Source organism: Herbaspirillum sp. NPDC087042, from assembly GCF_044745245.1.
Lineage (GTDB): Bacteria > Pseudomonadota > Gammaproteobacteria > Burkholderiales > Burkholderiaceae_D > Herbaspirillum.
Genome location: NZ_JBIUZW010000001.1, coordinates 709,683 through 730,024, shown reverse-complemented (window position 1 = coordinate 730,024; position 20,342 = coordinate 709,683). Strand labels below are relative to the sequence as shown.

General features: G+C 60.7%; 16 protein-coding genes and 1 tRNA gene. 13 read left to right on the top strand and 4 right to left on the bottom strand.

The window, feature by feature from the left end; genetic code table 11:
- Nucleotides 1–32 precede the first annotated feature (32 nt).
- The 9 genes from argE (at nt 33) to pnuC (ending at nt 10,917) form a co-directional block, all read left to right on the top strand.
- Nucleotides 33–1,205: an acetylornithine deacetylase gene (gene argE / locus ACIPHN_RS03260; RefSeq protein WP_400432638.1), complete on the top strand. Its 1,173-nt coding sequence runs from the start codon at nt 33–35 to the stop codon at nt 1,203–1,205.
- Between the two features lie 293 nt (nt 1,206–1,498).
- Entirely contained in the window at nt 1,499–2,305 is an 807-nt protein-coding gene (locus ACIPHN_RS03255) for a TatD family hydrolase (protein WP_400433172.1), read from the top strand.
- Complete coding sequence (locus ACIPHN_RS03250) at nt 2,305–4,794, top strand: DNA internalization-related competence protein ComEC/Rec2 (protein ID WP_400432635.1); 2,490 nt, start codon at nt 2,305–2,307, stop codon at nt 4,792–4,794. Before ACIPHN_RS03255 ends, ACIPHN_RS03250 begins: the two co-directional genes overlap by 1 nt.
- Nucleotides 4,795–4,921: 127 nt before the next feature.
- On the top strand, nt 4,922–5,734 hold the full coding sequence (locus tag ACIPHN_RS03245; RefSeq protein WP_400432633.1) for an alpha/beta fold hydrolase: 813 nt from the start codon (nt 4,922–4,924) through the stop codon (nt 5,732–5,734).
- A 184-nt stretch (nt 5,735–5,918) separates the two neighbouring features.
- Nucleotides 5,919–7,589, top strand: a complete 1,671-nt coding sequence (locus tag ACIPHN_RS03240) for a CTP synthase (RefSeq protein ID WP_400432630.1) — start codon at nt 5,919–5,921, stop codon at nt 7,587–7,589.
- The gene (kdsA, locus tag ACIPHN_RS03235) at nt 7,586–8,437 is read left to right on the top strand and encodes a 3-deoxy-8-phosphooctulonate synthase (RefSeq protein ID WP_400432627.1); all 852 of its coding nucleotides are present in this window, start codon (nt 7,586–7,588) and stop codon (nt 8,435–8,437) included. The genes ACIPHN_RS03240 and kdsA overlap by 4 nt, the downstream gene beginning before the upstream one ends.
- A gap of 124 nt (nt 8,438–8,561) precedes the next feature.
- The gene (gene eno / locus ACIPHN_RS03230) at nt 8,562–9,845 is read left to right on the top strand and encodes a phosphopyruvate hydratase (protein ID WP_102662077.1); all 1,284 of its coding nucleotides are present in this window, start codon (nt 8,562–8,564) and stop codon (nt 9,843–9,845) included.
- 58 nt (nt 9,846–9,903) lie between these two features.
- Entirely contained in the window at nt 9,904–10,290 is a 387-nt protein-coding gene (gene ftsB / locus ACIPHN_RS03225; RefSeq protein ID WP_400432624.1) for a cell division protein FtsB, read from the top strand.
- Nucleotides 10,291–10,332: 42 nt separating this feature from the next.
- Nucleotides 10,333–10,917 carry a nicotinamide riboside transporter PnuC gene (gene pnuC, locus ACIPHN_RS03220; protein ID WP_400432621.1) on the top strand — a complete coding sequence of 195 codons (585 nt, stop codon included), beginning with the start codon at nt 10,333–10,335 and terminating at the stop codon, nt 10,915–10,917.
- On the opposite strand, the gene ACIPHN_RS03215 is transcribed toward pnuC, so the two are convergent.
- The 3 genes from ACIPHN_RS03215 to ACIPHN_RS03205 form a co-directional block, all read right to left on the bottom strand.
- On the bottom strand, nt 10,918–12,537 hold the full coding sequence (locus ACIPHN_RS03215) for a GGDEF domain-containing protein (RefSeq protein WP_400432618.1): 1,620 nt from the start codon (nt 12,535–12,537) through the stop codon (nt 10,918–10,920).
- Nucleotides 12,538–12,806: 269 nt separating this feature from the next.
- The gene (locus ACIPHN_RS03210; RefSeq protein WP_400432615.1) at nt 12,807–13,460 is read right to left on the bottom strand and encodes a response regulator; all 654 of its coding nucleotides are present in this window, start codon (nt 13,458–13,460) and stop codon (nt 12,807–12,809) included.
- An 86-nt stretch (nt 13,461–13,546) separates the two neighbouring features.
- Nucleotides 13,547–14,239, bottom strand: a complete 693-nt coding sequence (locus ACIPHN_RS03205) for a sensor histidine kinase (protein WP_400432612.1) — start codon at nt 14,237–14,239, stop codon at nt 13,547–13,549.
- A 267-nt stretch (nt 14,240–14,506) separates the two neighbouring features.
- Here ACIPHN_RS03205 and ACIPHN_RS03200 point away from each other — a divergent pair, with 267 nt between their 5' ends.
- The 4 genes from ACIPHN_RS03200 to ACIPHN_RS03185 all read left to right on the top strand — a co-directional run bounded on the left by ACIPHN_RS03200 (nt 14,507) and on the right by ACIPHN_RS03185 (nt 17,932).
- Nucleotides 14,507–15,823, top strand: a complete 1,317-nt coding sequence (locus ACIPHN_RS03200) for a putative O-glycosylation ligase, exosortase A system-associated (RefSeq protein WP_400432609.1) — start codon at nt 14,507–14,509, stop codon at nt 15,821–15,823.
- Nucleotides 15,820–16,839 (top strand): hypothetical protein, encoded by a 1,020-nt coding sequence (locus ACIPHN_RS03195; RefSeq protein ID WP_400432606.1) that lies wholly within the window; start codon nt 15,820–15,822, stop codon nt 16,837–16,839. Before ACIPHN_RS03200 ends, ACIPHN_RS03195 begins: the two co-directional genes overlap by 4 nt.
- Nucleotides 16,840–16,910: 71 nt before the next feature.
- A tRNA-Arg gene (locus tag ACIPHN_RS03190) sits at nt 16,911–16,987 on the top strand.
- A gap of 324 nt (nt 16,988–17,311) precedes the next feature.
- Entirely contained in the window at nt 17,312–17,932 is a 621-nt protein-coding gene (locus ACIPHN_RS03185; protein WP_400432603.1) for an XrtA/PEP-CTERM system exopolysaccharide export protein, read from the top strand.
- A gap of 83 nt (nt 17,933–18,015) precedes the next feature.
- Here the strand turns inward: ACIPHN_RS03185 and ACIPHN_RS03180 are convergent, their stop codons facing one another.
- Nucleotides 18,016–20,100: a hypothetical protein gene (locus tag ACIPHN_RS03180; protein ID WP_400432600.1), complete on the bottom strand. Its 2,085-nt coding sequence runs from the start codon at nt 20,098–20,100 to the stop codon at nt 18,016–18,018.
- Nucleotides 20,101–20,342 lie beyond the last annotated feature (242 nt).

The window sequence follows — 20,342 nt, the reverse complement described above, 5'->3', positions numbered from 1 at the left end:
CGGCGTGCCTTTGAACAACGGAGTACGAGAACATGAACACCCGCCAATGGCTAGAGACCCTGGTCGCCTTTGATACCACCAGCCGCAATTCCAACCTGGAGCTGATCGCCACAGTGCGCGACAGCCTGGAAAAGCAGGGCATCTCCTCCTGGCTCGCCCACAACAAGGAAAAGACCAAGGCCAACCTGTTTGCCACCCTGCCGGCCACGGCCGGCCCCAATGCTGGCAGCACCGAGGGCGGCATCGTCCTCTCCGGTCACACCGACGTGGTACCGGTGGACGGCCAGAAGTGGGATACCGATCCCTTCAAGATCACCGAGAAGGATGGCAGCCTGTACGGTCGTGGTACCTGCGACATGAAGGGCTTCATCGCCACCTCGCTGGCGCTGGTGCCGGAATTCCTGGCCATGCCGCGTGCCAAGCCCATCCACCTGGCTTTTTCCTACGACGAGGAAATCGGCTGCATCGGCGCGCCGGTGATGCTGGAAGAAATCGTCAAGCGCGGCATCAAGGTCGATGGCTGCGTGGTGGGTGAACCCACCAGCATGAACGTGGTGGTGGCTCACAAGGGCATCAACGTGTTCGCCTGCAAGGTGCATGGCAAGTCGGCCCACTCCTCGCTGACCCCGCAGGGCTGCAATGCCATTGAGCATGCCGCCCGCCTGATCTGCGCCATCCGCGACTTCGCCGATGGTTACAAGGCCAATGGTCCTTACGACCAGTTCTTCGATGTGCCTTTCAGCACCATGACCACTAACCAGATCCGTGGCGGCATCGCGGTCAACACCATCCCCGAGCTGTGCGAGTTCACCTATGAATTCCGCAACCTGCCGGGCATGAGCGTGGCCGACATCCAGGCGCAGATCGACAAGTACATTGCCGAGATCCTGTTGCCGAAGATGCGCACCGAATTCCCCGAAGCCCGTATCGAGATCGACAACTTCGCCGGCAGCCCGGCGCTGGAAGCGGCCGAGCAGGCCGCCGTGACCGAGCTGGTGCGCGCCCTCACCGGTGACCGCGAGACCCGTAAGGTGGCCTATGGCACCGAGGCCGGCCTGTTCCAGCAGATCGGCATCCCCACCATCGTCTGCGGTCCCGGCGACATCGGCAACGCCCACAAGCCCAACGAGTTCGTGACGCTGGCGCAGATGGAGCGCTGCGAGCAGTTCCTGCGCAAGCTGGGCAAGTCGCTGCAGGTCGCCTGAACCCTGGTTCCGGCCCTCATGAAAAAGGACGCATCGCATGCGTCCTTTTTTTTGGCCTTGTAATGACAATCTTTACGTTTGTTAATAGTTGCAAGGGCCGGTTAGACTGTAAACTGCCACGTTCGAATCCGGTCCAAACCGGATATGCTGTCCAAAAGCTGTACAAAAGAACAAGACGCTTCGGGGGAAGCACGCCAGGCTGAGCCAGGGTAGGTCCTCCGTTGCGTGCGTCGTCATCCGGAACCGGCGCTGTGATGATCCGGTCTTCCGATTTTCGCCATACCAGCCAGCACATGTGGGTCGATACGCACTGCCATCTCGACGCCGGAGAATTCGGCGACCGTTCCGCCAGCCTTGCCGATGAGGCAGCGCAGGCGGGCGTGCGGGTCATCGTCATCCCGGCCATTGCCCGTGTCAATTTCAGCGAAGTGGCGCAACTGGCGCGCCGGGTCGGCAATGCCGTCTATGCGCTGGGCATCCATCCGCTGTACGTGCCGACGGCCAGCGAGGGTGATCTGGTGAGCCTGCGCGAGGCGGTCGGCGCGGCCATGGCTGATCCCCTGTTCGTGGGTATCGGCGAGATCGGTCTGGACTTCTTCGTGCCGGCCCTGAAGGAGCCGCCGCTGCGTGAGAAGCAGGAATTCTTCTTCGCCGAGCAGCTCAAGCTGGCCCGCGAGTTCGACTTGCCGGTATTGCTGCACGTGCGCCGCTCGCAGGACATCATCCTCAAGTACCTGCGTCGCATCCGCGTGCCGGGCGGCATCGCCCATGCCTTCAATGGCAGCTTCCAGCAGGCCGAGACCTTCATCGAACTGGGCCTGCACCTGGGTTTTGGCGGTGCCATGACCTTCCCTCGCTCGCTGCAGATCCGTCGTCTGGCAGCCGAATTGCCGCTGTCGTCCATCGTGCTGGAGACCGACGCGCCGGATATTTCGCCGGCCTGGCGTCATCCCGACATCAATACCCCCGACCAGATCCCGCGTATCGGCGAGGTGCTGGCCGGATTGCGTAGCCTGCCGCCGCAAGAGATCGCCGCCGCCACCAGCGCCAACGCCCGCGCCGCACTGCCACGGCTGGTCGCGTCGGGAGTGGGGCACTGATGCGCGCCCTGATCATCGGCTTTGCCATCGGCGTGGGCCTGCTCCAGGTCCAGGGGCAGTTGCCCGGCGTGGAGTGGTATGCGGTGGGCGGGGTGATGGCGGCCTTGCTGGCCTTCACCGCCTGGAAGTTCTGGCAACCTTTCCTGCGCCTGCCCTTGCTGCTGACTTGCGGAGCCTGGCTGGGCTTCCTGTGGGCGGCCTCGTTTGCGCTCTACTACCTGGATCAGGAGTTGCCTGCGGCCTGGGAAGGTCACGACATCACCGTCATCGGCACTGTCGCCGACCTGCCTGACCATACCGAGCAGGGCCTGCGCATGCGCTTCGAGGTCGAGCAGGTGGTCATGCAGGGAGACGTCAAGCCCCCCGTGCCGCCGCGCCTGGCACTGGCCTGGTACGGCAACCAGCGTTACCAGATGCCGGTAGAAGATGGCGAAGCGGCCGCGCCGGCGCGCATGGCTGTGCCCGACATGCGTCCCGGCGAGCGCTGGCGGCTGAAGGTGCGCCTGAAGCGTCCGCATGGCAATGCCAATCCCGGTGGTTTCGATTATGAAGTGTGGCTGCTGCAGGATGATGTGCGCGCTACCGGTTATGTGGTGGGGGCGCCGGCACCGGCCGGGGCACCCGTCACGGCCATCAACCGGCGCATCGACGACTTCGTCTGGACGCCCGGCCATGTCATCGACACCGTGCGTGGCTGGCTGCGCGACCGCATCTACGCGGCCTTGCCGGGCGAGCAGTATGCCGGCGTGATCGCGGCACTGGTCATGGGAGATCAGCGCGGCATCAGCCAGTCCGACTGGAGCATCTTCAATCGCACCGGCATCGGCCACCTGATGGCCATCTCGGGTTTGCATATCACCATGCTGGCGGCCCTGTTCGGCGGCCTGGCGAGCTGGCTGTGGCGGCGCTCCTTCTTCACCGGCGCGCAGTTGCCCCTGCGCATGCCGGCGCAAAAGGTGGCCGTGCTGGTGGGGATGGCGACGGCGCTGCTCTATGTCCTGCTGGCTGGTTTTGGGGTGCCGGCCCAGCGCACCCTCTATATGCTGGTGGTGGTCGGTATCGCCTTCTGGCGCGCACGCATCGTGCGCGTGTCGGTGGTGCTGTGCCTGGCCCTGGGGCTGGTCCTGCTGGCCGACCCCTGGTCCTTGCTGTGGCCGGGCTTCTGGCTTTCCTTCGGTGCGGTGGGTTTGCTGATGTACGGCACCGTGGGGCGCATGCAGCCGCGCCATGCCATGGCCTCGGCGGCATCGCGCAAGCACTGGTGGCCGGCACTGGTGCAGCAGCTAGGCCAGGCCGCGCATGCCCAGTACATTGTCACGCTGGGGCTGGTGCCGCTGACGGTGCTGCTGTTCGGGCAGTATTCGCTGGTCAGCCCGATTGCCAATGCCATCGCCATTCCGCTGGTGTCGCTGGTGATCACGCCGCTGGCGCTGCTGGGCAGTCTGCTGCCGACGGTGGTGGCCCAGTTCGTGCTGCAGTTGCCGCATCTGCTGCTGGTCTGGCTGGCTGATTTCCTGCGCGAACTCAATGCCATGCCCTGGGCGGTCTGGGAGACGCCCCGCCCGAGCTGGTGGATGTTTGTGCTGGCGCTGGGCGGCACCGTGCTGCTGCTGGCGCCGCGTGGCTGGCCGGCGCGCTGGCTGGGCCTGTTCGGCTGGCTGCCCCTGATCGTCAATGCCCCGTTGGGGCCGGTGGAAGGCAGCATGCGCGTGACCGCCTTCGACGTCGGCCAGGGTATGGCGGTGCTGGTGGAAACCCCCGGCCATCGCCTGCTCTATGACACCGGGCCTTACTTCACTTCGGCGTCCGACGGCGCGACCCGGGTCATCCTGCCTTACCTGCGCGAGCGTGGCATCGATCACCTGGACCGCGTGGTGATCTCGCACAATGACAATGACCACTCGGGTGGCACCGTGTCTATCTTCAAGAACATCGCCGTCGATAGCGTGTACTCGTCGCTGTCGCCGGCCAGCCCCATCTTGAAGGTCGCACCCCTCCACCAGCGCTGCGAGGCCGGACAGTCGTGGAACTGGGATGGCATCGGCTTCACCATGCTGCATCCGACCCCGGATAGCTACGACAGCGACAAATGGCGCCCCAATGCACGCAGTTGCGTGCTGAAGGTGCAAATCGGCCGCCAGTCACTGCTGCTGGCCGGTGACATCGAGGCGGTGCAAGAAGATGAACTGGTCAACGGCCCCATGGCCGAGCGGCTGCCGTCGACGGTACTGATGGCGCCGCATCATGGCAGTGGCACGTCCTCCACCGAGCCCTTCCTGCGGGCCGTGCATCCGGAGCTGGCGGTGTTCCAGGTCGGCTATCGCAATCGCTTCAACCATCCCAAGGCGGACGTGCTGGCGCGCTACCAGCGCCTGGGTATCCGCGCCTTGCGGACCGACGAATCGGGTGCGCTGACCATGACGCTGGGCGACCAGTTGCACACCGAGCAATATCGCAAGGAGCACGCGCGCTACTGGTACGGCCGCTGAAGGCTGAAGGCTGAAACAGCGGGGGAGAAGGGCAATCCTGTCCGCATTTCGCGATGCGGGAAAATAGCACGCTCGCGGCGTGAGCGGTTTTGCTATGCTGCCGCCATCGAGTCCAGCGAGTCGCTCCATGAGCCTTCCCATCCTGCATTTCGCCCATGCCAACAGCTATCCGGCCGGCACCTATGGCGTCTTCTTTGAACAATTGCGCCAGCACTATGACGTGCGTGCCTTGCCGGTCCATGCCCACAATCCGCGTTTTCCGGTCGACGATGGCTGGCGCAAGCTGGCACGCGAACTGCGCGAGGAAATCGAGCGCAGCTATACCGAGCCGGTGATCCTGGTCGGACATTCCATGGGCGGCATCCTCTCGCTGATGGCCGCGCGCCGTCGTCCCGAGCTGGTGCGCTGCGTGGTGCTGCTGGATTCGCCCATCGTGGCCGGCTGGCGCGCCCATGTCTTGCGGCTGTCGAAGTTCTTCAAGTACGAGAGCCGCTATTCGCCATCAGTGGCGTCGGCGCGCCGTCGTGACCATTGGCCCGACCTGGAAGCGGCCTACCAGCATTACGCCGCCAAGGCGCTCTTTGCCGCCTGGCCGCAGCAGGTCTTGCGCGATTACGTGCAACACGGTCTGGTGCCCGGCGCAGGTGGCGGCGTGCGCCTGCGCTTTTCGCGCGAGACCGAGACGGCGGTCTATCGCACCATTCCCCATCATCTGGGGCGGCTGGTGCGGCAGACCTATCCGGTACCGGTCGGTTTCGTGGGCGGTGCCGATTCGGTCGAGTGCCGCCTGGCTGGGCTGGAGGCGACCCGGCGTCTGGTCGGGCCACACTTCCGGCAGATTCCGGGTGGCCATCTGTTCCCCATGGAAAGCCCGGCGCCGGCGGCCCAGGCCACCCACCAGATGATAGGCGAGCTGTTGCAGGGCAGGGCGGTGGTCTAGCCTGGCGCAGGTCGCGCAGAACCAAACAGTTGGCGGGTGGTCAAGAGTGACGATCCTGACGCGCATGTTTTCTTCCTGCAAGTTTCGCGAAGGCGAGACACTTATCGAGTGGGGGATTAAAAAACGAGCGCGTTTTGGGGTATAATTTGAATTTCCCGCATGTGCCGTTCGGCACTCATCTGTAATGACCAAGTTTGTATTTGTCACTGGCGGCGTCGTGTCTTCCCTGGGTAAAGGGATTGCCGCCGCGTCCCTGGCTGCGATCCTCGAATCGCGTGGCCTCAAAGTCACCCTCCTCAAGCTCGATCCCTACATCAACGTCGACCCCGGCACCATGAGTCCGTTGCAGCACGGTGAAGTCTTCGTCACCGACGACGGCGCCGAGACCGACCTTGACCTGGGCCACTACGAGCGTTTCATCTCGGCCAAGATGAAGAAGGTGAATAACTTCACCACCGGCCAGGTGTATGAATCGGTCATCCGCAAGGAGCGCCGTGGCGAATACCTGGGCAAGACCGTCCAGGTGATCCCGCACATCACCAACGAGATCCAGGAATTCATCCACCGTGGCGCCGAAGGCTACGACGTGGCGCTGGTGGAAATCGGCGGCACCGTCGGTGACATCGAGTCGCTGCCCTTCCTGGAAGCCGCGCGCCAGCTGAGCCTGCGCTCGGGTCGCAACGCCACTGCCTTCGTGCACCTGACCCTGGTGCCGTTCCTGGCCTCGGCCGGCGAACTGAAGACCAAGCCGACCCAGCACAGCGTGCAGAAGCTGCGCGAGATCGGTATCTCGCCCGACGCGCTGCTGTGCCGCGCCGACCGCCGCATCCCCGACGACGAACGCGACAAGATCTCGCTGTTCTCCAACGTCGCCGTCGATGCCGTCATCTCGGTCTGGGATGCCGATACCATCTATAAGATTCCGCAGATGCTGCATGACCAGGGTTTGGATACCATCATCTGCGAAAAGCTGGGCCTGTCGCCGAAGGCGGCCGACCTGTCGATGTGGGACAAGCTGATCGATGCGCAGAACAATCCTTCGCACGAAGTCACCATCGGCATGGTGGGCAAGTATGTCGACCTGACCGAGTCCTACAAGTCGCTGACCGAGGCGCTGCGCCACGCCGGCATCCATACCGGCAGCCGCGTCAACATCGAGTACCTGGATTCGGAAGAAATCGAAGCCAACGGCACCGACACTCTCGACAAGTACGATGCCATCCTGGTGCCGGGCGGCTTCGGCAAGCGCGGCGTGGAAGGCAAGATCGCCGCTGCCCGCTATGCCCGCGAAAACAAGGTGCCTTACCTGGGCATCTGCCTGGGCATGCAAGTGGCGCTGCTGGAGTACGCACGCAACAAGGCCGGCCTGGCCAAGGCCAACTCGACCGAGTTCGACCCCGACACCGAGCAACCGGTGGTGGCGCTGATCGACGAATGGCAGAACCACGACGGCAAGGTCGAGCGCCGCGATGCCAACTCCGACCTGGGCGGCACCATGCGCCTGGGCGCGCAGACCTGCGCGGTCAAGCCGGGTACGCTGGCAGCGGAAATCTACGGCGACAGCGTGACCGAACGTCACCGCCATCGCTATGAAGCAAACAATTTCTATCTCGGCCGCGTGGAAGAGGCCGGCATGGTGGTCTCGGCTCGTACCCCGTCCGAGGATCTGTGCGAAATCATGGAATTGCCGCGCACCGGCGAGAACGCTCACCCGTTCTACATCGGCGTGCAGTATCACCCGGAGTTCAAGTCCACTCCGCGTGACGGCCATCCCCTGTTCATTTCGTACATCCGCGCGGCACTGGCACATCATGCCCAGGTCCAGCAGGACGCGGCGGCAAAGGGTAAAGCATGAAACTGTGCGGTTTTGAAGTAGGTCTGGACCAGCCGTTCTTCCTCATCGCTGGTACCTGCGTGATCGAGTCCGAGCAGATGGCACTCGATACCGCCGGCACCCTGAAGGAAATCACGGGCGAGCTGGGCATCCCCTTCATCTACAAGTCCTCCTTCGACAAGGCCAACCGCTCCTCGGGTTCGTCCTTCCGCGGCCTGGGCATGGAGAAGGGCCTGGAGATCCTGGCCAAGGTGAAGAAAGAGATCGGCGTGCCGGTCCTCACCGACATCCACGAGATCGACGAGATCAAGCCCGTGGCGGCGGTGGTGGACGTGCTGCAGACGCCGGCCTTCCTGTGCCGCCAGACCGACTTCATCCGCGCCTGCGCGCAGTCGGGCAAGCCGGTCAACATCAAGAAGGGCCAGTTCCTGGCGCCGCACGACATGGTCAACGTGATCGACAAGGCCCGTGCCGCTGCCAAGGAAGTCGGCCTGCCGGACCAGTTCATGGCCTGCGAGCGCGGTGTCTCCTTCGGTTACAACAACCTGGTGTCGGACATGCGCAGCCTGGCCATCATGCGCGAGACCGGTGCTCCGGTGGTGTTCGATGCCACCCACTCGGTGCAATTGCCGGGCGGGCAGGGCACGTCCTCGGGCGGCCAGCGCGAGTTCGTGCCGGTGCTGGCCCGCGCGGCCATCGCCGCGGGTATTTCGGGCGTGTTCATGGAAACCCACCCGAACCCGGCCGAGGCCAAGTCGGATGGTCCCAATGCCGTGCCGCTGGCACGCATGAAGGATCTGCTGGGCACGATGATCGACCTGGATCGCATCGTGAAGAAGGCGGGCTTCCTGGAAAATAACTTTTCCTGAGCGCGTGCATGAAACGGCTGCCGCCCGGCGGCCGTTTCATCATGGGCGCATCGGTCTGGACTGATGCCCCGGCCACCGGGCCTGCACCCGCCAACAATTTTTAAAACCTCGATGGAGATGTGGAATGAGTGCAATCGTTGATATTATCGGCCGCGAAGTGATCGACTCGCGCGGCAATCCCACCGTGGAATGCGATGTGCTGCTGGAATCCGGCGTGCTGGGTCGCGCTGCCGTGCCTTCGGGCGCGTCCACCGGTTCGCGCGAAGCGATCGAACTGCGTGACGGCGACAAGAGCCGTTACTTCGGCAAGGGCGTGCTGCAAGCCTGCGAAAACATCAACACCGAAATCTCGGAAGCCATCATGGGCCTGGACGCCAATGAGCAAGCCTTCCTGGATCGCACCCTGATCGACCTGGACGGTACCGAGAACAAGAGCCGCCTGGGCGCCAACGCCATGCTGGCCGTCTCCATGGCCGTGGCCAAGGCCGCCGCCGAAGAGTCGGGCCTGCCGCTGTATCGCTACTTCGGTGGCAGCGGTTCCATGCAGATGCCGGTGCCGATGATGAACGTCATCAACGGCGGCGCCCACGCCGACAACAACCTGGACATCCAGGAATTCATGATCATCCCCGTGGGTGCACCGAGCTTCCGTGAAGCCCTGCGCTACGGCGCCGAGGTGTTCCACACCCTGAAGAAGATCCTGCACGACCGCGGCCTGGCCACGTCGGTCGGCGACGAAGGCGGCTTCGCTCCCAACGTCTCCAGCCACGAAGAAGCCATCAAGCTGATCATCGAAGCCATCGAGAAGGCTGGCTACGAGCCGGGTACCCAGATCGCCCTGGGCCTGGACTGCGCCGCCTCCGAGTACTACAAGGACGGCAACTACCACCTGGCCGGTGAAAACATGGTGCTGACCCCGGCCCAGAAGACGGGTCTGCTGGCGTCGTGGTGCGACAAGTACCCCATCATCAGCATCGAAGACGGCATGGCCGAGAACGACTGGGCTGGCTGGAAGCTCCTGACCGAAACCCTGGGCAAGAAGGTGCAGCTGGTGGGCGACGACCTGTTCGTCACCAACACCAAGATCCTGAAGGAAGGCATCGACAAGGAAATCGCCAACTCGATCCTGATCAAGATCAACCAGATCGGTACCCTGACCGAGACCTTCGCCGCCATCGAAATGGCCAAGCGCGCCGGCTACACCGCCGTGATCTCGCACCGTTCGGGCGAAACCGAAGACTCGACCATCGCCGATATCGCCGTTGGCATGAACGCCCTGCAGATCAAGACCGGCTCCATGTCGCGTTCGGATCGCATGGCCAAGTACAACCAGCTGCTGCGTATCGAGGAAGACCTGGGCGACATCGCCAGCTATCCGGGCCGCGCTGCGTTCTACAACCTGAAGTAAGAAGCCCGCGGCGCCTGCTCCTCCTGCAGGACAGGCGCCGCAACGAGAGCTCCCGGCTATGCGCCTGATCATCCTTTGCCTGTCTTTCCTGCTGGTGCTGATCCAGTATCCGCTTTGGCTTGGCAAGGGCGGCTGGTTCAAGGTCTGGGAGCTCGACCGTCAGGTCCAGCAAGCGCACAAGAAGAACGACGAACTCAAGGAGCGCAACGACAAGCTGGCCTCCGAAGTGGACGACCTGAAGCAGTCCAAGGGTGCCGTCGAAGAGCGTGCGCGTTTCGAGCTGGGCATGATCAAGCAGAACGAGATCTTCATCCAGCTGCTCGATGGCAGTTCCGGCAAGCCCGCCACTGCACTCAATCCCAATCCCTATATGCCCGGTTCGGGGCAGCCCAACAGCGTTTCCGTGCCCGCCGTGGCACCGGCCGGTCGTACCGCCGAGCGTTGATGGCCTGATTTGTCCTGTCATTGAACCGTCGTTTCCGGCTGCATGAGTCCTGATACCCCGCTGACCCTGTTCGGCCTGTCCACCACGCCGCTGGAACTGGTTTCCTTCGTGCTGGCGGTGCTCACCGTCTGGCTCAATATCCGCCAGAACCATTGGGCCTGGCTGTTTTCCATTACCTCTTCGCTGCTCTATGCGGCCGTCTTTGCCGATGCCCGCCTGTATGGTGATGCCGGCTTGCAGTTCGTCTTCGTGGCCGTGTCCGTCTGGGGCTGGTACCAGTGGCTGCGCGGCGGTGAGCAGCATCGTCCCTTGCAGGTCTCATCGCTGGCACGCCAGGGCTGGGCCATGATGCTGGCGGCCTGGCTGGCGGGATGGGGGCTGCTGTCCTGGTTCCTGCAGCGTTTCACCGACACCGATGTGCCGCACATGGATGGCTTCCTGACCGCCGGCAGCCTGGTCGGCCAATTCCTGCTCTCGCGCAAGAAGCGCGAGAACTGGCTGGTCTGGATCGCGGTGGATGTGCTCTACGTGGGCCTGTACGTGTACAAGCACCTGGCCCTGACGGCCATGCTCTATGCCCTGTTCGTGGTGATGGCCGTGGCCGGCTGGCGCCGCTGGCGCGGCTGATCAGTTGCCGTCGGGCGCCGTGGCCGGCACGTCGGCTGCCGGCGGATCGGCAAAGACGATGCGGTTCTTGCCGGCGTTCTTGGCCCGGTAGAGCGCCACGTCGGCGCGCTTCAAGAGATCGGCCTGGTTTTCGCCGGGATAGTAGACGGCCACGCCGGCGCTGAAGGTGATCAGCAGGCGCTGGCTTTCATGCATGAAGATGCGCTTGGTCAGCTCGCGCTGCACGCGGGTGATGATCTGCACGGCGTCCTGGGGAGCGGTCTCCGGCATCAGCACCAGGAATTCCTCGCCGCCGAAACGGGCGATCACATCCAGCTTGCGCAAGGTTTCACGGATCACCTGCACCAAATGCACCAGCACCTCGTCGCCGGTGGCGTGGCCGTGGGTATCGTTGATGCGCTTGAAGTCGTCCAGGTCCAGCAGGGCCACGCACAGCGGCGTTTCGCGGCGCTGCGCATTGGTGATCTCGCGGTCCAGCGATTCATCCATGCCGCGCCGGTTCAGGCTGCCGGTCAACTGGTCTTCGCGCACCAGCTCACCCATCTGCACCAGTTGCTGCTCCAGCGTATGGATGCGTTCTTCCGCCTTCTCCACTTCCTGGCGCGCATCTTCCATGGCGTCGCGCGAGCGGGTGGCTTCTTCCTGGGCGTTCTGCGTCTCGCGCATGATCTCGCCGAGCACGCTGTTGAGATCGCTGATGTTGCCCGCCTGGCTGATCTGCTGCGAGAAGCCGCGGATGGTGCGCTGGTAGTTGTCGGTGGTGGAGACCATGGCCGAGAGGCGGTCCACGAAGGTCAGCATCATGTTCTTGACCACCACCTTCTCTTCGGACAGGGTGTTCTTCAGCAGACCCTGCTTGTAGATCACTTCCTTGAGGTTCTTGGTGGCGTCCGACAGCGAGGTGCTGCTCAAGGGGCCGGCGATGAGGCTTTGCACCGTCTCGATCTGGCTGGACAGCCAGGATCCTTGTTCCAGCAGGCCGTTGATGTTTTCCAGCAGCAACTGGAACAGGCGCATCAGCAGCTCCTGTTGCTGCGCCATGTCGTCGGTCTTGAGTTCGATCTGGAAGCTCAACTGCTTGACGCGGGCGATGATCTCGTTCATCGCCTGTTCCGAAAAGGCCGTCTTGATTTCCTGACCGCTGTTGCGCGCCTCGCCCGCCAGTTCGGGAGCGGTGGAGAGCAGCGACGGCAGGTTGAAGACCAGGACCCGCGCCAGCATCTCGCGCAGCATCTTTTCCTTTTTGCTATCGCGGATGAACTGCCGCTCCAGGTCGACCGGCACGAGCTCGCCCACCGGTACGACCGGTACGATGGGGCGGTTGTGCCAGTTCTTCTCGACCAGTTCGTTGAGATGGCGTTCGAATTCGGCCAGGTCGCCGCTGTCCTTGGCCCGTACCAGGCGGGTGCCGATCAGGCCGCTTTCTCCCGGCTGCCTGGCCAGCTTGCTGGCCAGATTGGCCAGCAGGGCGTCTGCGCTCAGTCCCGGCTGGTCGCCCAGGATTTCTTCATAGGCGATGCGATAGGCCTCGGGAGTGGGCGCAATGCGCCTGGACCCGAGTCGCTGGAAAGCCTCGCGGGCGATCTCGACGGGCGTGAGCGTGGACGGTTTCTTGGACATGCCGGCTGACTGTATTGTTGATGTTCGTCTTGATGCGACAGGGAATTGCTCTACCGGTATCGGCGCATGGGGCAATTTGCTTGAGCCCTCATGGCTCGCGCTTGCCTGCGTCGACCACATCGCTGTCCCGGAGCGATGTAGGCCGGTTCGTGCCGCTACTGGCCGGCACGACAGAATGACAACTTATTTTACGTCAGCGGAATTTCCTTGGATGCCTTTAATAAGGGGAGAAAAAGCCCGCATCAGCCGATGCAGACCTGGTGTGGCTTTTATTCCACCAGGTCGTTCTTGAGTGCATAGTGGGTCAGTTCGGCGTTATGGCGCATCTTCATCTTGGCTAGCACGCGGGAGCGGTACATGCTGATGGTCTTGACCGAGAGCAGCAGTTCGGTCGCGATATCGCTGACGGTCTTGCCGGAGGCGATCATGATCATGGTCTGGTACTCGCGGTCGGAGAGGGTCTCGTGCAAGGGCGTCTCATGATCGAAGCCGATCTGGTTGGCCAGTTCCTGGGCCAGCGACGGGCTGACATACTTGCGTCCGGAGGCGGCCTGGCGGATGGCCGCCAGCAATTCGGCCGGCGCCGCCTGCTTGTTGAGGAAGCCGGCCGCGCCGGCCTTCAGGGCGCGGATGGCGTACTGGTCTTCGCGATGGATCGACAGGATCAGGACCGGCAAGGCCGGATGCTCCTTGCGGATCTGCTTGAGGATGTCGATGCCGCTGCGATCGGGCAGCACGATATCGAGCAGCATGACGTCGCCATTGCCTTCGCGCGCCAGCTTGATCGCCTCCAGGCCATTGGCGGCGTTGCCGGCCACGACGATATCCTTGCTGCCGGCGCAGATCTGGCGCAGGCCTTCGCGCACGATGGCATGGTCATCGGCGATGAGGACCTTGATGGCGGCAGTGGCTTTCTTGCTCATGGGCGGGATGCGGGATTCCTGTGTGCTTCTATGCTTCCGGTGTCCCTGCCAGCGGGCAGGGAGAGGGCGTATTCTATAGTGTTCATTCAGGGAGCGACAGGCAGGGTGACACGGACCACGGTCGGACCGCCGGGAACGCTATCGAGCTGCAGCTGGCCGCCCAGCAGATGTGCGCGCTGGCGCATGCTGCGCAGACCGTGGCCCTGGCCGCTGGCCGTGGTGGGGTCGAAGCCCTGGCCATCATCGGCGATGGTAAGTTGCAATTGCTGGTCGTCGATGAGCAGATCTACCCGCAGGTGGCGTGCGACGGCATGTCGTAAGCTATTGTTGAGCGCTTCACGCAAGATGCGAAGCAGGCTGACGGTGAGGAAATCGTCGCTGCCCAAGCTCTGGGGCAAGTGCTGCAGAGGAGGGGAGAAAGTGCATGCCAGGCCACTCTGGCGGTTGAAGGCAGCGCACTGCCACGCCAGTGCATCAGGCAGACCGAATTCCACCACCGGGGGGTACAGGTCATCGATGACGGAGTGCAGACTGTCATGGGCTTGGGATATCAATTGCTGGGCGTACTCGGTCTGAGCAAGTATTGTCACTCGATCTTTTTCAAGGTTTTCGCGGAGTTGAGCTAACACCATGCCAAGTCCGGTTAACTGAGCACCCAGTTCATCATGGAGGTCGCGGGCGATACGTGCTCTTTCGATTTCGCGGATCCTCTGTTCCAAGGCATTTGGCGGGGCAATGTCGTCTGGCGATATATGATGGGCGGCGCTGGGTTGCTTCATAGGAAGTCTGCGGCTGTCGTTGGCATCCACAAAGAGAAGGCGGCATTCACAATTTTTAAGTTGTCTTAAGTATAATGCGGCGAGGTGTAAGACGGCGTTTGTCAGTACATACTGTCGGCAAAGCAAACAAGTAAACTTCGTCAGGGGATTCTAGTGGAAAGTATCTTGTGGTTCTTGGATCTATTGGCAGTTGCCTACCTGTGTGTGCGAGCGCTCAAAAACGACACGGCGGAAAAGTAATACCGCATTTTTACAGAAGGGCTCGTCATGCGGGACATCGCTTTGCTTTGCGTCTTGCCAATTCTTCTTTACACAAGTTTCAGGAAGCCTTTCATCGGCCTGGGTCTGTGGATATGGACCGCAATGTTCTTTCCCAATGCCTGGGTATACGGGATTGCCGCCGGTATCCGATACAACCTTCTCATTTCTGTAGCAGCCATACTCTCCTACCTGTTCTCGAGAGAAAAAGGCAAGTTCGACGTTAGCAATGTTGGCACATTTATTCTGTTGTTTTTTGCATGGACAACAGTGACATCCTTTTTTGCGATGGCAAGACCGGAAACCGTATGGAATTTCTGGAATGAGTTCCTCAAGACAGTAATTTTGTTCGTTTTCATTACCTTGGCAGTATCGAAAAAAGAACAGATCGAATTCATCTTGTGGTGCCTGGTTCTTTCAATTGGTTTTTATGCTGTCCTGGAAGGGCTTAAGTTCATTGCCAGCGGGGGCGGGCATATGATCGAGGGTTTTGACGGACATACCCTCGGGGATCGCAATGAATTGGCTGTAGCGTTTTCGATGATGTTGCCGATCAGTTTTTACTTGCTGGCCGAAAGCGGACGGAAGTCTAAGCTGCTAAGGTTTGCGCTGACGGGCGTGATTATCTTGTTGGTGGTATCTATCATCGGGACGCAGTCGCGTGGAGGCGCAATTGCCCTGTCTGTTGTGGCGGGCTATCTGTTTCTCAAGAGCAAGCGCAAGATTTGGTTATTCGTTTCGGCGGTGGTCGCAGGTTTCTTTGTCTACGGATTTATACCGCCGGACTGGTTCAGTCGGATGAATACCATGGAAAACATCGGAGACGATGGCTCATTCATGGGACGTGTCGTGGCCTGGAAGTTGTCTTCAATCCTGGCATTGCAGCACCCGTTCGTCGGTGGTGGCTTCAAGTCTCTCGAATACTGGCCAGTCTGGACTTTGCTTTCCATGGACTTCAATACCTTGCCGTTCTTCCCGACCGGCAATGCGTTCCCGGATCCCAAAGGATCCCACGCGGCACACAGCATCTATTTCCAGGTGCTGGGGGAGCACGGTTTCGTAGGCCTTGTACTTTTCGTCTGCATTCTGGTTACTGCGTTTCGCAAGGCGGGGCGGGTGGCTGATGTCGTGAGCAATTCCGGGGGACCCGAATGGATTGTTAATTTGGCAACTACCTTGCGACTTTCCTTGTTCGCCTACGCTGTCGGTGCAGCGGCATTGAGTTTTGCTTATTTTGATATGACATACACTCTGTGTGCATTGGTGGTCGTTCTGGAGAAGCGCATCGTGCCGGCGTATATGCCGCAAAAGGCGGGGCTACCATGAACCAGGATGTTGTCAAGGGAGTGTTGATCCTGCTGGTGATGTTCGATCACAACGAGTACGCACATCAACTCTACCCGTTGTTTCTCACTGGCTTTGCCTTTCACGTACTCGGATTCCTTGCATTGCCATTTTTGCGCCCATCCGTTGCCTTGAGTTGGGATTACTTCCAGAAGACCTTGATTCGTTACTACTATCCATTTTTTCTGATTGTGTCAGCAATGGGTGTCGTCACGATGCTTACCGTGAGCGGTTTTTCCATCGAGAGCTTGAAGCGGCTGTTGCTGGCTTTTTACAGTGGCAACAACGATTCCCTTAAAACGGCAACTCAGATGGCGCTGCTATGGTTCTTGCCGTCCCTGATATCGGTGCTTCTGCTAAAGGCTCTCGTAGATGGCTGTTCCCCCGGAGGGAAGATTTTCCTCCTGGGTGCGATGACAATCGCTCATCTTTTTGTCGGCCCGCTTGCGGAGTCAATTCGCAGCTATTTGCCACTAGGTTTGCTGCCCGCTATCTACAGCGTCCCTCTATGCTATTTGCTTGCGTTTTTCAATCGGCAGTGTTGTGAGCGACTCAGCAATGTGCAGGGGGCCTTGTTGAGTAGCGGGATCTTTCTCGCGGTCAAATGTCTGCAGATGAAACTCGGTTTGAGCCAGGAGCTGGGTTTTGCTTTGGTCAGCGATTATTCCAATCTTCCTGCCTTGGTCGTCAACGATCTTGAGTCGATCACGGGTGCGCTCATGTTGTTTCAGCTATCCAGGTTGCGCCTGCTGGATTTTCTGGGATGGTTTGGTGCGCAGACCTTGCCGACGTATTTGATCCATCCGTTTGTTGCGTTGGTGATTTACAAGGTTTGCGAGAAGATGTTGCCGGATGCTGGTCTGATGGTGAAGTTTTGCATCTCAATGGTGCTTACTGTCTTGTTGAGCGTTGGTATCGCGAGAGTTGTAATGCACATTGGGGTGGTGAGACGTTTCTGCTTCCCCAAAGACGTGAATACCTTGGTTGGACGGATATGACAGGCTTTATTCATTTTTCCCGAAGAAAATTGTTTTCTTTTTGCAAAAGTACTGTATAATTCATTTCTTTCGCGGCTGTAGCTCAGCTGGATAGAGTACTTGGCTACGAACCAAGGGGTCGTGGGTTCGATTCCTGCCAGCCGCACCAGATATAAAGGGTCCATCGCAAGATGGGCCCTTTTTTCTTTTCATCTCGCGTTTTTCCTCTTCTATTCGCCTCTTTGCGCAGCATGCCGGGGGCTATCATCAAGTTAGCTGTCCTGCACCAAGCCGCGCACCAAGCTGTCTTCTTGGCGTGCGGCAACAGGTGGCATCTGTCTTTATCGCGCTCGCGCCACATTTGGTGTGATGCTTGTTGACGAAATATAAACCCTTGCTTATGCTCCCTTTCCATCACCTGACGTGCATTTTTTGTGACGTTTGGTTCGGGGATTTCTTCACTCATCATCCATTAAAACAAAAAGGAAAGACTATGTGGCCTCAGCTTGCGCGATACGCCTCCATTCTGCTGGCGTCAGCCCTGTTCCTGTCCGGTTGCGCCAGCCGCGGCCCGGCCGTGACCGCCGACAATTCGCCTGAACCGGCGACGCACGACTACCGTATCGGACCAGGCGACACCCTCAACATCATCGTCTGGCGCAATCCGGAAGTCTCGCAAGTGGTGCCTGTGCGTCCTGATGGCAAGTTCTCCACGCCCTTGGTCAATGACATCGAAGCCAGCGGCAAGACGGCCACGCAACTGGGCGAGGAAATCGGCAAGGCCCTGGGCACCTATATCCAGGATCCGGTGGTCACCGTGGTCGTCACCAGCTTCTCGGGCGTCTATAGCGACCAGATCCGCGTGATCGGCCAGGCCGCCAAGCCGCAGGCGCTGCCGTACCGCAAGGAAATGTCGCTGCTGGACGTGATCATCGCCGTGGGTGGTACCACCGAGTTCGCCGCCGGCAACCGTGCCAGCGTGATCCGCTATGTCGACGGCAAGCAGAAGAAGATCGCCGTGCGTCTGGATGACCTGATGAAGGACGGTGACATCTCGGCCAACATGGCCATGCGTCCGGGTGACATCCTGGTGATTCCGGAAAGTATTTTCTGATCTTTTTGGCTTGCCAATAAAAAACGCCACAGTCAATGTGGCGTTTTTTTTCGTCTCATCTCTACGTCTTTGCCGGCCGGAGGTTAGTCGGATTTCCTATCGGTGCGCGGCAGGATATTAAATTGCGCACCGCGGCTGTAGTCAGGCTTGACCGAGCGCTTCATGAAGATATCCCATGCCTGTAGTGCGTCAGGGGCTCCGCTGTCGACACTATAGGCCAGGGCCGGCTGCATGTTGGAGGGGAAGCCAGCGGCTTCGGATGAGTAGCCCACCATTTCTCCATTGCGCAGTTTCAGTGCGATGGCCATGGCGGTGCCGCCACAGGGCATTTTGGATAGCGCGTCTGCCTGTTCTCCGTACGTGGAGCGCAGCGAGGGCAGTAAAGTCTGGCCGATATCGGTGTACAGGGCCTCATTGATTGAGGCGCGCACATTGATGCTGTAGATCGAGCCGAAGATCCAACAATAGTTGTTGTGGGTCATCCTCGAGATGGGGAAGCTCGCCTTGTAGCGCAATAGCGGTAATGCGCGCTCGAAGCCCAGTTCAAAAAGTCGGCCGATAGCGGAAGTGAAGAAGTCATCCATCCATGGGGCAATACCCAACTTGTTGTTGTACTCGATGGCATTGTCGACGTTAACTCCCAGGCGGTTTGCGGCCGGGTTGTTGGTGTAGTTGGCGTTGTACCACTGCAAGTTGTTTGCTACCAGTCGCAGCAGTTGTGGCTTGAGTGCGTCGTCGTCGGGGGTGATGTAGGCGGCATCGGCGACGTTGCGCAGGCTCCATGCTTGATCTCGTACCTGGCGACGGTAGAGCAGGCCCTGCGCGTCGCCGCGATAGCCAGGATTGGACTTGAACACGCTCCACATGGTCCAGAACTGCAGTTCCTCCAGCTGGTAGTAGTCGCCCGTGAGCAGGTAGGGCAGGTAGTTGAAGGCAGGCATGTGGGCAGAATCGGCCACATTGGGATTGCTGCAATCGATGCAGTCCGGGAAGGCCTCGGATTTCTTCGTCTTGGGATTGATGGTATCGCCAGCGTGGCCCAGTAGCGTCATGTAGGGATAGTTTTCTACCGAGATTGGCCGGTCGGTCTTCTGGTCCCGATAGTGGATCGACCAGCTGCCAGCGAGGTCTGCTGTGCCCAAGGTGGCCTCGCGGGCGCGATGATCCATGCTCAGCAGCCAGGTTACGCCCCAGGCCGGGATCAGGCCGATATCCGGTCGTCCACCCGTGGTCGGCATGCCCGGATTGGCCAGTCCGGTGGCCATCGGTTCGGTCCTGGGGCCGTGCCAGGCCACGCCCATGTCGCGCAGCGTCCACTCCGAGATGAAGGTGCGGCGGTCATAGTTGGGGACGGCCCGCGAGGCAATCAGGTAGGTGGTATCGCTGCGCACATTGACCTGCGGCGCCGTACCGCGCCAGAACACCTTGCGCCAGCGGGTATGGTGGTACTGCGTCAGGGCCATTTTGCTGTAGACATTCTGGCCGGCGATGTCGATGAGCACGTCATAGGTGTAGTTGCGCGGTGCAGGTTCGTAGGCCCAGTCGTTCTCCAGCGTGACGTCGACCCGGGTGCCACGGCCATCGGCGTAGTCACGGATGGCGTAGCGCACCTGCAGATGCGGGTGCACCTTCCCGTGGGGATCCAGCAGCGGGGCACTGATCAGCCATTCACTCACCAGCGGGCCGTCGATCCAGCTGCGGTAGCGCCCGTTGGTCAGCGCCGGGCGGGCGGCCGCCGTATAGACCTGGTCATCGAGCATAATTCTCACCACGGCATCGAAATTCCCGGCCAGCAGGGCCGAGGGGGTATGGCGGGCGGGCGCGGCGCCGGCGCTGGTGCCAGCAGGACCGGCCTGCAAGCTCAGGGTTTGCGTCTTGCCGGCTGCAAGCACTGGCAAAATTGTCGACAGAAGGGCATGCCGTACCGATCCGTCCGGATGCCTGGCCTTGATATCGACCTGCAGCGGCACATCCTGTCCATCCTCCGTGCGTGCCAGCAAGCGACTACCCGCCGGCAGGTCGCCGGCTGCAAAGACTTGCCCGAACGTAACGGGAACGGCGCTCTGGGCCATCTGCCCGGGGTTTTCCAGCCGAACGGTCGTCAGTCCCGTCGCCGGACCGGGCTGCGCCAGGCTGGCGGTGCAGGCAGCGTAGCAGGCCAGCAACACGGCACTCCCGCGTGTCAGTGGCCGAACCCGCGAACGCAGCGCCTGAACACTCAGACGCTGACGGAAAATTTGACAGAAACTCGTAAAGATTCTCATTGATGATTCTAAGTCATTGAAATATATGGGTGTTTATTTCTGGCATGCCGTTTGCTTTGAACAACGTACCGGTTAACTTACATGAAAAATAACGATTATGAAGAAACTTGCTTCACTGTTGGTCTCTTGCGCGGCGGCTTTAAGCT